Consider the following 15,189-nt stretch of genomic DNA (forward strand, 5'->3'; position numbering starts at 1 on the left):
TTAGAGGGAGATAGAAGCCAATACTTCTGCGCTATTGGCATTAACTCCTTCTAACTCCTTTCGAGCCATTATCAGAAGCTGTTTTGAATTTCTCCAAAAAGTTTTTCTTGGCTTGATGTATCCGTTTTCGTGTGTGCTTTGGGCGATTTTTTGGTCCTTTTCGCCCCTGTTCTTCGTCAGATAGCCCGCTATCTTCCTCATCACACAAGCGAAAATGCCTCAAAAACTCATCCCAAATCATCGCACGATAAATTCAAAACAGCTTCTCAGTTATCCATTATCAGGCGGTAACGCTTTCCGGGTTTCGTATCGATGTCGTATTCGTATACTTTGCGGAGGGCAGGTTTGGCAGGAGTGCCTAATTCAGGTGATACCTGCGGTGTTTTGATGGCTGCGGGAGCATACAACGGGTTCGGGCATTCACCTTGGGCTTCGTGTAAGCCTTTGCCTTTCAGCGGCACATACGAACGGACACGCAATGTGCCGCCCAGTTTCGACAGAATGACCGCTTCACGCAATTTGCTTTTGTCCCACTTCATCGTTACTTCGAAGCCGCCGCGGGCAACCAGGCCTTTCACTTCACCTTTGCTCCATACATCGGGCAATGCCGGAAGCAGATGTACCGCTCCGTCGTGGCTTTGCAACAACATTTCGGCAATGCCTGCTGTTGCGCCGAAGTTTCCGTCTATCTGGAAAGGCGGATGCGCGTCGAACAGGTTGGGATACGTGCGCCCTTCGGGATATTGGCTTGCTTCGGCATCGCTCGGCAAGAGCTGCAGCATATTGCTAATCAGACGGAATGCATGATTGCCGTCAAGCATCCGCGCCCAAAAATTGATTTTCCAGCCGATGCTCCAGCCTGTAGCCTTGTCGCCCCGTTGCTCTAACGTGGTATGTGCAGCCTGGAACAGTTCGGGGTGGCTGTAGGGCGATACCTGGTTGCTGGGATGCAGTCCGTAGAGGTGCGAAATGTGCCGGTGCTCGTCTTTCGGATTGTCTGCATCTTCTGTCCACTCTTGCAGTTGGCCGTGTTTGCCTATCCGCATCGGTGGCAAGCGGTCAATCGTCTGCCGCAACGTGTCTTGGAAACTTGTCTCGTCGCCTACAGCCAAGGAAGCGCGTAGTGCGTTCGAAAGCACATCGAATGCCAACTGGTTATCCATTGTGCATCCTGCTGTTACCGGACCGTGTTCGGGTGACACTGAAGGGGCAATGACCCATTCGCGGGTATTCGGGTTTTCGGCAAGGAAATCCAGACAGAACAATGCCGCGCCTTTCAATATCGGATAATATTCCCGCAAAAACGTCAGGTCGCCCGTAAACAAGTAATGTTGCCACAAATGCTGGCTTAGCCAGAATCCGCCACTGGGCCACATACCTGCAGCGGCGAAGTCTACCGGACCTGCAATGCGCCACAAGTCGGTATTATGATGTGCCACCCATCCCCGGCAGTCATACATTTCGCGTGCTGTTTTCGCTCCCGTTTCCGACAAGTCTTTCAGCATGGCGAACAGCGGTTGGTGCATTTCGCTTAGATTAGTAGTCTCGGCAGGCCAATAGTTCATTTCCGTATTGATGTTAATGGTGTACTTGCTGTCCCACGGTGCGTTTACGCTGCGGTTCCAAATGCCTTGCAGGTTGGCAGGTTGCCCGTCGGGTTGTGAAGACGAAATCAGCAGGTAGCGTCCGTACTGGAAAAGCAGTACAGGTAAAGTCTGGTCCTTGCCTTGGTTGAAATCGCGGATACGTATATCGGTTTCCTTCCGGGAAACTTCGTCTGTCTGTTCGCCAATCGTCAGCTGTACCCGGTTGAACAGGCTTTGGTAGTAAGCGGTGTGGGTAGCCAGTGCTTTTTCATAGGGCACTTTCACAGCTTGGGCTAAGCGGTTTTCTGCACGTGTCGCCGCATCGCCGCTTACATCGTGATAGTTCACGTAATTGGTAGCCGCAGCGATATAAATCACCGCTTCATCCGCATCTGCCACTTCCAAAGTTTTATCTGAAGAATTTACGGTGCCGTTGGTAATCACTTGCACCCTGCATTCGGCACGCAGGGCTGCCTTTACTCCTTCCTGGTCTTTGCCGTAACAAACCACCGACAGCTTATTGCCTTCGGCTTTCACTTCATGCTGTAACGGGTTCTCGTAAGCAAGCCGGAAAGCCAAAGCGCCTTTCCGGTCTGCCTGCACACGCATCACAATGACGCTATCGGTAAACGAAGCGAAAGCCGTTCGGGTATAAGTCACTCCGTCCACTTCATAACGGGTAGTGGCTGTGGCGTTGGCGATGTTCAAGTCGCGGTAATAGTTTGTCGCGTCCTTGTGTCCGGTAAAATCAAGGAAAAGGCTTCCCAAGGTGAGATAACTCATGCCGTTCTTTCCCGAAAAGAAATTGGCATCGCACAACCGTTGTGCTTCCCAAGTCTTTCCTTCGAATATCAGTTGGCGCACCGTAGGGAGCACGTAACGGGCAAGGGAATTGTTATTATCGTGTGGTCCTCCTGCCCAAAACGTTTCTTCGTTCAGTTGCAGTTCTTCCCGTTCCGTACCGCCATATACCATCGCTCCCATCCGTGAGTTTCCGATAGGCAGGGCATCCGTCCATTCCGTAGCCGGACGGCTGTACCACAATTTCAAGTCTTCGGCATAGCCGGCTATTGCCGTCAGTCCCGAAAATACAATTGCTAAAATCAATTTCCGTGTTTTCATGTTTCATGTTTTATTGGTTGAACACAGCGGCTGTTAACTGTTATCACTTTGTTCAGGAGTTATACTTCACGCGGCATTAATTTGTGCATGGTATAACTCCTGACTGACATTAATTCATTATCACAGTATATGTTTTCACAACACCTCTGTAGTCGAACTTCACGATGGCCTTGCCGTCTTTGGTTTCCGGTTGGGTGATTTCAATCTTTACATCCGGATTGTTCGAAGCTGCCGTGATTTGAGGTACGCTTTCTGTTGCTTCCGGAAGCGTATAAGTCGCTTCGTATTGGTCGTATCCCGTATAACCGTTGGCATTGGTAGAACGGACGGGAACGGTAGGCAACTCTACTTCCTTGCCATTGACCTGGATGCTGACAGCCGGTGCAGCAGGATAAACCAAAGTCTTTTCATCGGCACTGAATCCCAGTCCCTGCAATACACATACCTGTCCTTCAGCATCGCTTTCCGCTACCAGGTAGATGGCATGTTTCTTGTCGAGTGTTTTTACGGCATCAGTCACGTCCAGTGTGAATTTGGTCACTTCGCTTTGGCTCGAACCTGCCGGAACGGTGATTTCACCTATTTTCTTGCCTTTCCACACGTCATTGTCCCATGGACCGTCCAGCCATACGCTTACTTTGAAGGCTGATGAGGTTGTAGCGGTCAGGAAAAGGTTGAAATAAGTCTTGTCATACTCTTTGGAACCGGCAAAAGGCTTCAGGCCTTTTTGAGCTTGGTACAGTCCGCCGAAGCCGAAATATTTGTAACCGATGATGTCACCACCGTTTACGTTGATAGGCATATCGTTGCTCCAGATGTCCCATGCATCCTGTTGGCTGCCTACATTCGACAAGTAGCATGCGTAGCCGGCAGAATAATATTTGTAGGGGTCCATTCCGAATATCTGGAAGCCTTCCGAGGTAACTTCGGCACCGGTATAGGTATCTCCGTTACTTGCCTGCGCCTGCCAGATACTGTCGGGGGCATACGGGTCGTAGCCATGAATGGTTACTTTGCCTCCTTCTGCCACGGGTTTTTCATCCCATTGGATGGTGACAGGTGCCACCATCGCCTGGCGTGCAAACCCGAATCCGCGAGGAGGACGGTGATAGAATACATACCATTGTCCGTTGATTTCCTGCAGACTGCCGTGCGTGTTGTGTGCGGCATTGGTGGTCTGCAGCTTGCTGCCATCTTCGTTAAGTACCACACCACGCGAGTCTACCAATACACCTCCGCTGCGCCAAGGACCTAACGGAGTATCGCCGAAGGCATAACGCAGGGTCGAGTTAGTGCTTCCCAATCCGTAGTCGGGACCGGAATAGCCCGAGAAAATCATCACATACTTGTTACCTACTTGTCGGATAGATGATGCTTCGAAGAAGTTGAAATCTTCCGGTTTCTGTTCTTTGTAGAGTGCCGGATATTTTGTTCCCTTCGGGTCGCGTATCTCGCCATATCTTAAGCTGGCAGGGATGAAATAAGGGATGATTTCGGTACCTGGCCGTACAGAATACATGGTATGCTGGTCCAATTGGGCAGCCAGTGAACGCTGGAAGCCCCAGAAGCCGTAAGCACGGAAACCTATTTCATAATCCGGGTCTTTCGGGTCGGTAATGTTTTCGATGAAAATAGACGGGTCAAAGCCCAAAATGCTGCCCGGTACTGTGCGTGTGCCGTCTTCATTCAGGTTGACAGGAGTAAACGGACCGTCAGGCCGGTCACCTTTGCATACCATTGCCTCGCGGTTGGCACCTCGGCTGTGCGGATAGAGATAGTAAACTTTCTTACCGTCTTTTTGTTTGATTTCTACAAGGTCGGGTGCATACATCACGTCCCATTGGCCTTCCGTTTCGTAAGTGAATATCGGGCCTTCATCACGCCAGTCGGTCAAGTCTTCCACAGGTGCCGACCACATGCGGATGTCTGCACCGCAATAACTGTCCAGTCGCAGGTCATGCGAGCCAATGATGTAAGCACGAAGTTTTCCCGGGTTGTCCGGATCTTCAAATACACGGGGTTCTCCGTCGGGCAAGTGTTCCCATAAGGGCAGGTAAGGATTACCCGTACCCATCAGTCGTGGGTCTAGGCTTGGTTGTTGCTGGCTCCCGCAAGAAGTGGCAAGAGTCAGTCCGAAAGCAAATGCCAAGGCAGCTTTCATGGGATAAGATTTACGTACATTCATGATGATTCAAAATATTTGTTCTTTTCAATGTTAAAGTTTTATCCGTACCGAGACAATGCTTTCTCCGGATATGGACAAAGATACGAATTCTCCTGTTACGTTGACATCAATGGTTTCCATATTTTTTGTCTCGCTGGTTTCTACCGCAGTAGCTTGACTGATACCGTCCATCGGGATTTGTATGCTCAGTGTGCGGTCCGATTGGTTCAGGAGGACAAGAGTTATTTCGTTGCCTGTCTCGTTGATGTATGCGGTGGCATCGATGTTCTCGCTTCCCGAAGTCACGGCGATACGGGTTGTGTTCGTTGCATACTGTGCGTAGTGAGCCAGGATGTATCCGTTCTTGGCGATTTCACCCTCGGCTACCGGACTGCGCGGGTCGTTGTCACCTATCATGCCATAGAAACGTTTCAGGTACCAGTATAAGTAGGCACTGCAATAGCCGTCCATGCACATATGGATTTCTTTTGCCAGATGCGAGAAGTTGTAGTCCCAGTTAAGGAATTGCCACATCGACGGGTCTTCTTCTTTCTCTCCGTCGTTGAAAAGATGTTCGGTCATCCACCAGGTTTTGCCTCCCAGACGCGGATAAAGTCCGCATACATAGTCGTGGCGGTCTTTCACGTAATCGCTGCTTAAGTCGATGAATCCTTGGTAGAGGTGTCCGGCCACGATGTCGGTTTGCGCGAAGGCTTCGGCGTCGTTCAGCACGGCGTCGGTATATTCGGGCTGGTAGCCGCAGGCTTCGGGCGACATCAGCTTCACACCGGTTTCGCGGATGCGTGCGCCTTCCTGCTTCAGGAAGTTCACCACTTCTTGCGGTGTCCAGGCAGTAAAGTCCATATCGGGTTCGTTCTGTACCGAGACGGCATAGATGTCCACGCCGTTTTGTTTCATGAAATTGATATACTTGATAAGATGGTCGGCGTATGCCGTGTAATGTTCCGGCTTCAGATGATCTTTATCGTCCACTTTGTCTGCCCATTTCGCCGGAATGTTCCACGGACAGGCAAATACGGTGGCACCGTGGCTTTGTGCGATTTTAGCACCATCCACGTCATCTGCCCAACGGGTTTCATCGGCATAAATCATCAGGCGCAGGATGGAGTATCCCAGTCCGTCCGGACTATACATCTTGTTCATTTCATCGGCTGTAATAGTGGGAGTGCCCCAGATGCTGACTGCATACATGCCGCCGAAACCTGCTACCGGCTGGTATTTGACCGCCGGGTCTACGGTCAGTGCAATACCGCCCGCACCTTCTTGGGTGATGGTCAGCTCGGTGGTTGTCCCGTTGCGGTCGGTCAGGCGGATAACCTGTGTACGGGTGTCCATCGAAGTGTTGGCATTACAGGTCAGGGTTACTTTGGTAAATTGGTGCTCACCGTTGTTGTCACCGCCCGATGTGGGGGTTACATTGGTCACGATATTGCCTTTTCCCAAAGTGATTTCCCAGGTTGATTGTTGCCAGTCGATGATGGCTTCGGCAGTGCCCTCGGTTGAGGTTACTGTCATGGCGTTGCGTACGAAACGGGCATACGAGTCGCCCCACAAGCTTTTGTTCACGGTGTCATCGTCCGAGCAAGCCCAGAAAAGTGTGCTTGCCAGAAACAGGAATAGAAAAGATTTCAGTTGTTTCATGGTGTTTTTTTATTTACGTTTTTCGATTTTATGCATGTTGACTATTGATTGTTCTTCTGTGTCCGGTTAATCAATCTTGTGCTTTTACTTCTCTACGTTTCAACAGTCTGCTAACTGCGTTTCTTGTAAGATTAATAATCTTCATGCTGTAAGATTAATAATCTTCACGGCGTAAGATTAATAATCTTCACGCGGATGCAGTATTTGCCAATAAACTTGTAGGGGCAGGGTTTGCCTGCCCGAAAACATCCACGTGGACGCATACGGGCGGGTTAACCCCGCCCCTACATTGGCTAATTGCGCACATCATATTAATTTGTATGTGTCGCCTGGTAGAGACGATGTGCATAGAAAGGATTAATGAATGTCCGCATGCTGTAGGGGCGTATCGCATACGCCCCGAATACATTCGCGTGGATAAGTGGACGCATTCGGGCGTATGCGATACGCCCCTACATGGGATGTTTGCGAATATTCAATAAAGGATTTGTCATCCGCTTCGAATGCAGATTGTATTCAAAACCGGATTACAAATCCTTTAGGATGGTATTCCAAGCCTCCCCTTAGGGGGGAGGTTTGGAGGGGCTGTTTTTTTACTTCAGTCCGTTCACAACACCTTCATAGAACAAGTTGCGGTTCCAGCCGGAAGTCCATGGGCAGAGTTTGTTTGCCGATGACGATTCGTTCATACCCGAGAGCGAGATACCATACTGGTTGGCTGCATCAATGATGCGGCGGTATTCCTGCATGATGAACGACAAATACTTGCCGGCATTTATCCGGTCGTCGGTAGAAACCTGGCCTGCCTGAATCAGTGTACCATCGGTATTCTCTACGCAGACACTCAGGTCTGAAATGCGTACCGGCTTGTCTGCTTCTTTCAGTCGGGTGAAGAGGGCGGTAATCTTGCTTTCATTGCTTGCCTGAATAGTTGCGTCTTTCGAGTAAACCGTGTGCAACAGGATGTTGTAGCCGTCGATGACGGTTTCGCCGTCTTCTTCATACGAGTTCACCAACGTTGTCAACTGGTCTGCCTTCGATGCCATGTCATCCGTTTGTTCGAAGGTCTGGCTTACGAAGAGTTGTACCGGAACTGCTGCCGTGTCGCGTGCCATGGCTACAGCCGTGCGGGCGAATTCCACATCGCCGCCCAAGTATTCACCGAAGTTGAATGTATTGGCATCTTGTGTCTGGCTGAGCGGTTCGCCGATGATGTTCCACATCGTTACGGCTTCGCCTCCGGCATCCATCATGCCACCAATCCATGCGTTCATATCGGCTGTCAGGATGTCTGCTTTTTCTTCGGGTGTCTTTTCGATGATGGTGTCGTCCATCTTCCAGTATAGGGTGATGTTGTCGATGTAACCATGCCAAGCACCCGAACCGGCACCGATTGCCAGTGTGATTTCAGTCAGTCCTTTCAACTCTTCCGGTATCATGACCGAACCGTTCCCGTTCTCAGTACCGAAGGGGATATAAACGGTGCCGCGTCCCCAGGCGTTGTCGGGACATCCGAAATTGCCCGGACCTTTGCCCGAGTTCATTTCCACACCGTTGATGATGACTCTTACACCGTCACCCCAGATGCCTTGGCTGTTGATAATGTACATATCCAGTGCGATGGCTGTATAGTCGCCTAGGGTTCTGCCCGGTTGCAGCTGGAGTGTGAAGGTGGGGTAGGAGTGGCTGGAAGGGTCGCTTTCCGTGCCTACATGGAGCACCTTGCCGCTTTCGCCTGCCGGGTCGTTTTCTACAACCGACGAGCTGTTGCCGGTCATCGGGTAGGTCTTGCCCAGTTCGTCGCCTTCAAAGTCGATGACGGTGGTGCCTGTACCTGCCACTTCGTAGTTCATGTAGATATTGTCCAGGTAGTAGTAGGCTTCACCTGAAGCAGTACCTACCTGCAGTTCGAATTCGGTCAGTTCAGCTAAGCTGGCGGGCAATACGAATCCTGGAGCAGTAGCGTCTTTCATCTTGATGACGGCACCGCGGTTCCATTGGTTTGGATTGCAACCTATTGTCGCCGCATTCATACCCACGTTGAACTCTTGTCCATTGATGTAGACTTTCATGCCGGCACCGTAAATGCCGTGGCTGTCTACCACTCGCATGTCAAATTCCAGGCTTACATAGTCGCCCAGCTTGCGTCCTTCGGGCAGTTTTACATTCAGTTTGGCAAATGAATAACTTGCAAATTCGTCCGCCCTGCCTACGCACAACACCTTCTTGTTCGGGTCATCCGGGTCGGTAGTTACTTCAGCACTACTGTTTCCGCTCATGGGATAAGCTGTACCTATTTCGTCCGCTTCGAAGTTGAAGAGCACGGTGCGTCCCTTCTCCGGTTCGTAAGGGATGATGGTCGGCTCGAACTGTTCGGCATAGTAGGAAGCACGTTGTCCTTGGTAGGAGGCAAGCGTTCCGCCGTATGCCGTTACGTCTGTTCCTGCAAGTGCATCCGCCAGTGTCGACATGCCGCCGAAGTCGTATGCGCCTTGGTCATTGACAGAGGTAGCAGGCATATAGGTTGTGCTGCCCACGTCTATTCCGTCGAAATTGTTGATAATGGTGCTGTAAGCCACTTCGTGTGCGGTGAAATCGCTTGGATTCAGGTTCGCCGTCAGTTTGAAAGGCGAATTGGCATCCCGGCTGATGTATGACTTCAGCACATCGAAAGTAGCCAGGTACTCGCTGCCTGCCACCTCTTCGGGTTTTTCTACCTGCAGGTTGCATTCGTACTCGTCTACGCAAGCGGTAAACAGAGCCGTCGCTACAGCGAGACCGATTAACTTATGATTGATGTATTTCATGTTCTTTTTGTTTAAATGTTAAACCTGTAGTTTTATCGTACTTCGGCATTAAAAGCCTTTCCGCCTTGTACACCGCGGGTACGGAGCACCAATGTATCTTTCGTGGCATATTGCATGCCCAAATTATGAAAGTCCACTTGATAGTCCAAGTAGAGGGCATCCCGGTCTTTACCTCCCAAGCTATTCTTTTCACCGTCTTTTATGAATTTGCCGGTTCCGCTTACTGTAATGCCATCGGTTATACTAGACAGGGTGCAATTGCCGTCTTCGCCAAAAGCAAGAGCAATGTTGTAGCTGACGTTATTTCCATTCGTGTCTTGAGTGGTCAATGCCAGGGTGGAACGGCTCAGGCTATTGGTAGTTAAATACACCACTTCATCGTCTTCGATATATTGTTCATGACGTATATTCGAAGTTGTTGCACCATTTGCCGTCATTTGATCAATGCCTCGACGTAAGTATTCACCGTGCCATTCGTTGACATATTTGATGGCATAGATAACGTAATTCTTGGGTTGCGTTGTCCAATGGTTAGAATTGGTCAGTACCGGATTCTCTACTCCTGCTGTACCTTGCAGGATAGAGTCTGCCCCTTCTACATGCAACATCCGTAAGGGGATGGCGTAATAGTTTTCAATAGCATGTTCGTCGGCAAAGAATGCATCGGTCAATTGAACTTCCACTCCTCCGCCTATTTGACCTTCTGGGATATGAATCTGATTGGATGCCAACGTATAATACTCAGCCGGCATAGGAACTACCGGACGATTTTCCTCTATGAAGTAGAGGTTGTCACACAATGACTCGTCTACTTCGAAGTCGATGGTCACGTTTGTCGGATTGTTGTATCCTCCTCCCCATGCTGCCTTGATAGACACTTTATGCTCGTTGTCTATAGCGTTATCTGTAAATTCGTCTTCGCCCAACACCAGTGTACGCTCGGCAAACTGGTTGGCGAAGTACACGGTGCTGTAATCAAAGTTTTCGAATTCATTCGTTCCGCTTTCGCAAGAGGTTGCGATACCTCCAACAAGCAGCGAAGCCATTCCTACGTATAATAGATTCTTCTTTTTCATGTCGGTCATCTTTCTTTTTTATCATTAATGTTTACTCCCATCCTCTGTTCTGTTCCAGGTTGCTATATTTCAATATTTCTGAGTTCGGGATGGGGCTAAAATACATATAGTCCTGATATGAACGTTCTTCCACTAAAAAGTGTTGGTAAGTGTTGCCATTTTGCTGTAAACCGTAAACAGGTTCATTCAAATCCAATTTCCAACGGCGCACGTCCCAAAAGCGGGAACCTTCGAAACAAAGTTCCAAACGGCGTTCGTTACGAATCAGTTCACGCATCTGCTCCTGACTGCCTGCACAAGCTTCCAAGTAAGGGTCATCTGTACCGCCTACCCCTGCACGCTGGCGGATAGCTTTGATTACATCGTAAGCAGAATATCCGTGACTGCCTGTACCTTTCGGTCCCCAAGCTTCATTAGCCGCTTCAGCGTAATCCAAATACATTTCCGTGTATCGGATACGTGGCGTGTAATGTGGCTGGTTGGTAGAAGCAGCTGGGTCAAGATTTACGTCCCAACGCATGCGCTTCTTCATATAGTAACCGGTGCGGGTAGAACGGTTTTCTGTTACATTGATACCGTCCGTATTGCCATCGGTGATATTGATGGTAACACTTTTCTCACTGATGCTGCTTCCGTTGTAGATGATATACTTGTCTAAACGAGGGTCACGGTTGGCATACGGATTGTTGGCGTCGTAACCGCTGCGGGCATCGTCTACCGGATAGCCGTTTGCCATTGGAAAGGCATCCACTAAATTCTGTGATGGGTTCATATATCCTGTTCCATATAAGCTTGGTGGAAAATTCTGAGTTTCTTGTGTATTGCTTCCTCCATCTTTATTGGTTCTCCAAAGTATTTCAGCAGGATTAACTCCATCGCCGATGGCGTTGGTAATCGTAGGTGAATAATATTCGATACCGTCCGAAGCCAGTCCACTTATGCCACCTTTGTAATCAATCACTTCTGCTGCAGCATTTGCCGCATCCTCCCATGTTGTGTTATTGGCTGCGTCTTGATACAAGGGGCTTGCAGCTAGAATTAACATACGGGCACGGAAAGCACGGGCAACCAATCCATTAAATAGTCCACGTGCTTTGCTTCCCATTACATTATTATAATTACTTACATCAGTTGCAATGTCTTGGAATTGTGCTGGGATAGCTGATACGTCTTCATATTCCAACGGTAACAATTCTTCTGCCCGCTGCAAATCGCTATTGATTTGCTCTACACATACCTGAAAAGAAGCACGTGGTTGGTTGAAATCGGCATCGGATACTTGGTAAGTCAGGAACAGGGGCACACCTAACAGTTCACCACTTGTTCCAAAACCGGCATGGGCACGCATCAGGTAGTAGTAGAACATACCGCGCAATCCGTAAGCTTCACCTTCCAGGCGACGGGCGAAGAGGGCATTTTGTTCTTCATTCGTCGACCAAGTTACGTTAGGTGCGTGAAGCAAATACAAATGAATGTACTGAATGGCATTGTAAGCATTGGTCCATTGGCTCAAGGGATTGTATGAGGTATTGGTCCAGGCACCCGTTGCCATTTGCAGGAATTGATTGGTCGGCTGGTTGGTTACCGCATCATCGGTAGCATATTCACTATTGTCGTAACAATCTGGAACTTGACTATATACCGTATGCAAGATTCCACGCATATATTCCTGGTCTTCATACATCTGCTCCGGATTTTGGTGATTCTCAATGGCCGGTTCAAACAGGTCATCGCAAGCAGACAGGGTCAGTGCAGTTGCTATGAATAATATGAGTTTCTTTTTCATGTCTTCTCTGTTAATAATTAATAGTTGATAATTAATAATTCATGCAATATTCTCATTATTAATTATTCATTAAAACGAAGCTTTGAAGCCTACGTAATAAGCACGGCAGTTAGGAACACCCGTACTCAGTTCCAGATGTTCGCGTTCTTTCGAAATGGTCAGCAGGCTGGTACCTCCACAATATACGCTCAACCCTTTCACAAAGGGCAACTTCTTGAACGGCTCTTTGGCAAAGTCGTAAGTCAGCTGAACCTGGTTCAGGTTGAAGTAGTTGCGTTTGTACATCCAGAAGGTTGAGTTCTGATAGTTGTTTGTACCGTCTCCCGTGGTCAGGCGCGGATAAGTGGCAACATCTTTGGTTTCTTCCGTCCAGCGTCCCCATACCACTTCGGAGAACTTGCTGGTACCACGGTTCCAGTAGTAAGCACTGCTCTTCATATCCACCGAGCCGGTCTGTCCCGCACCCATGGCGAAGAGCGACCAGTTCTTGTACTTCAAGGTTAGGTTCAGACCGAAAGAGAAAGGAGCGGCAGCCCAACCGTTTTTGCCCAATTCTACCTGGTCTTTGCTGTCGATGACGTTATCGCCGTTGATGTCCTTGTATTTCAAGTCACCCGGACGTACCGTACCACCGAAAGTTTGGGTAGCGTGGTTGTCAATATCCGCCTGGTCGTTGAAGAAACCTTCGCAGATGTAACCGTAGTACACATCCAGCGGTCTGCCTGCACGGTATTGGTAATCTTCTTCGTACACTTCGTCACGCACCATGGCAGTAGATGTAAATACCATGCCGCTGAAACCCAATCCTACTTCGAAGTCACCGAATTTCTTGTTGGCTTGCAATGAGAAGTCAAACCCACTGCGGCGGTCTTCATTGTAGTTAATCCAGGGCAAGAATGAATTGTTAGTACCTACGTTGTACCACGAAGGATAAAGGGTAGAAGCTCCTTGCGTTAGCAAGCCTTTAGTATCATTGCGGAAATAATTAGCATTGATATGTAATAACTTATCAAACAAGGTGGCATCTAAACCTACGCGGAATTCTTCGCGGGTAATGAAATCTAAATCAGGATTGTTTCCAAGAATGGAAGTCGGAACCCAACCGCCTGCAGTACCATCGTGCCATTGTACATAGTGTCCTCCTCTTTCGCCGTCTTTGGTGAATGAACCTTGATACATATAATAGCTTTCAATATCCAAATCTTGGTGGAGTTTGGCATACGAAGCGGTAATCATCAGGTCATCAATCCAGTCTACGTTGTCGGCAAGGAAGTTTTCCTTGCTCAATCGCCAGCCTAAAGTAACCGAAGGTGAGAAAGCATTGCGGTTCCCTTCCGGCAGTTTTGCCGAGTGGATAACGGCACCGCTGAAGTCTACGTAGTACTTGTGGTCGTAGTTGTAGGCGGCACGCAAGCCTAAGTTGACGTTACTGGTGCGGTGGTAATCGCTACTTTCATGACTTTCATCGGCAGAACTTTGGGTCTGGTAACCCCAACCCAACAAGGTAGCCGACACGTTGTGGTACTTGGCAAAGGTGTTGTTGTAATCGAACTGTGCACTGAACTGCATGGTCTGGTCGTACATGGATTTGCCTACGTATTCGTTAGGGTCTTTTTTATCGATGTTGTGCTGCGTCAGGGCAACAATCATGTCCTTGCCGTTCACTTGTGCCCAGGTCGGTTCGTATACCGCATAAGTGGCATTAAAGGCTTCTGAATAATATGAGGTATAGTCCACACTGTAAGCGGTCTTGAACGACAAGCCTTTCAGGATGGAACTTAAGTCTGCCTGCAAAGCCACATCGAACATAAACATACGTGCCTTTTCCTTCACGTAGCCGGCTGCCAACAAGTTAGCGAACGGGTTGGTCTGGTCGGTGGAGGTACCGCCCAAGAGGTATTTGCCGTCTATCAGGTGGTCGCTGTTTGCAATGTAGCTTTGGATGCTTTCCGAGTTGGGGTCCATCATGTCGATGGGCAATAGGGGTGAGAACCAGTTGGGGCGCAGGGTTCCTGCCGTAGTCCAGAAACTGTTTTCGTTAGTACCTCTACCCCGGTATTGATTGGTGTAGACCACAGCTGCGTTGGTGGTGGCTTTCAACCACGATGCCAATTGCATGTCTACGTTACCACGTACGTTAAAACGCAAATCGTAGTTGTTCTTGGCTTCGCCGTATTTCACCAGATCGTTGTTGTAGTCCATGCCGAAGTTCAGGTAATAGTGCGTACGTTCGTTACCACCCGAGATTTCACCGGTTACGTCCACGTTGTTGTACGCCTTCCGGATATAGTCTGAACTGTAAAAGTCGATGTCCGGATACCGGTAGGGGTTGGTTCCCATGGCGGTGTGGTAGATGGTTGAAGCATCGTAACGTTCGGCGATACCATCGTTGCGGCAGGCTTCGTTGTACAGGGTCATGTAGCAGTCGGCATCCAGATACTTGGGCAGCGACTTGGGTACAAATACGTTGGTATTGGCACGCACGTCAATCTGCATCGGTCCTTCTTTGCCTCGTTTGGTGGTAATCAGAATCACCCCTTTCGAAGCACGGCTACCGTAAAGTACTACGGCGGCGGCATCCTTCATGATGGAGATGCTTTCCACTTCCGAAGCGCGGATGTTGCTGGCGTCGCGGGGTACACCGTCTACCAGCACCAAGGCTTCCTGTCCCCAAATGTTGCCGGTATAGCCCCCGATGTAACTGTCCAAGCCTATCAGGCTGTTCGAGCTGTTTACTTTCTTCAGCAGTTCGGATGTGTTCAGGGTAGCGACGGCTTGTGTCACGTCTTCCCGCTTCATTGTTCCGAAAGCCACGTTTACCAGGCTGTCGGCAGTTTCTTCCTGTGCCTGCAAACCCGTAGCCGGGAAGAGGGCGAGAGCCGAAACCGCATAGCCTATATATAGATACTTTCTTTTCATTGTTTGTGTGTTTTAGTTTATTCGTTTGTTCGTTTTTAAGTTTGTTGATATCGCTGGGATTCAAAAA

Annotated in this window: 8 protein-coding genes; all 8 read right to left on the bottom strand. The window is 49.2% G+C overall.

Annotation, left to right across the window (positions count from 1 at the left end):
* Positions 1-40: 40 nt before the first annotated feature.
* The 8 genes from B5F25_RS07180 to B5F25_RS07215 all read right to left on the bottom strand — a co-directional run bounded on the left by B5F25_RS07180 (position 41) and on the right by B5F25_RS07215 (position 15,122).
* Positions 41-241: a hypothetical protein gene (locus B5F25_RS07180; protein WP_162614371.1), complete on the bottom strand. Its 201-nt coding sequence runs from the start codon at positions 239-241 to the stop codon at positions 41-43.
* Positions 242-266: 25 nt separating this feature from the next.
* The gene (locus B5F25_RS07185; RefSeq protein WP_022038933.1) at positions 267-2,708 is read right to left on the bottom strand and encodes a glycoside hydrolase family 95 protein; all 2,442 of its coding nucleotides are present in this window, start codon (positions 2,706-2,708) and stop codon (positions 267-269) included.
* Between the two features lie 109 nt (positions 2,709-2,817).
* Positions 2,818-4,893, bottom strand: coding sequence for a hypothetical protein (locus B5F25_RS07190; RefSeq protein WP_087248596.1), 2,076 nt, complete (start codon positions 4,891-4,893; stop codon positions 2,818-2,820).
* 30 nt (positions 4,894-4,923) lie between these two features.
* Positions 4,924-6,534 carry a glycosyl hydrolase gene (locus B5F25_RS07195; protein WP_087248597.1) on the bottom strand — a complete coding sequence of 537 codons (1,611 nt, stop codon included), beginning with the start codon at positions 6,532-6,534 and terminating at the stop codon, positions 4,924-4,926.
* A 593-nt stretch (positions 6,535-7,127) separates the two neighbouring features.
* Positions 7,128-9,341 (bottom strand): endo-1,4-beta-xylanase, encoded by a 2,214-nt coding sequence (locus tag B5F25_RS07200; protein ID WP_087248599.1) that lies wholly within the window; start codon positions 9,339-9,341, stop codon positions 7,128-7,130.
* A 32-nt stretch (positions 9,342-9,373) separates the two neighbouring features.
* The gene (locus tag B5F25_RS07205) at positions 9,374-10,417 is read right to left on the bottom strand and encodes a DUF5627 domain-containing protein (protein ID WP_206423537.1); all 1,044 of its coding nucleotides are present in this window, start codon (positions 10,415-10,417) and stop codon (positions 9,374-9,376) included.
* Positions 10,418-10,448: 31 nt separating this feature from the next.
* Entirely contained in the window at positions 10,449-12,203 is a 1,755-nt protein-coding gene (locus B5F25_RS07210) for a RagB/SusD family nutrient uptake outer membrane protein (RefSeq protein WP_087248604.1), read from the bottom strand.
* 69 nt (positions 12,204-12,272) lie between these two features.
* Positions 12,273-15,122, bottom strand: a complete 2,850-nt coding sequence (locus B5F25_RS07215; protein WP_087248606.1) for a SusC/RagA family TonB-linked outer membrane protein — start codon at positions 15,120-15,122, stop codon at positions 12,273-12,275.
* Positions 15,123-15,189 lie beyond the last annotated feature (67 nt).

The organism is Bacteroides sp. An19, assembly GCF_002160215.1.
GTDB lineage: Bacteria > Bacteroidota > Bacteroidia > Bacteroidales > Bacteroidaceae > Phocaeicola > Phocaeicola intestinalis.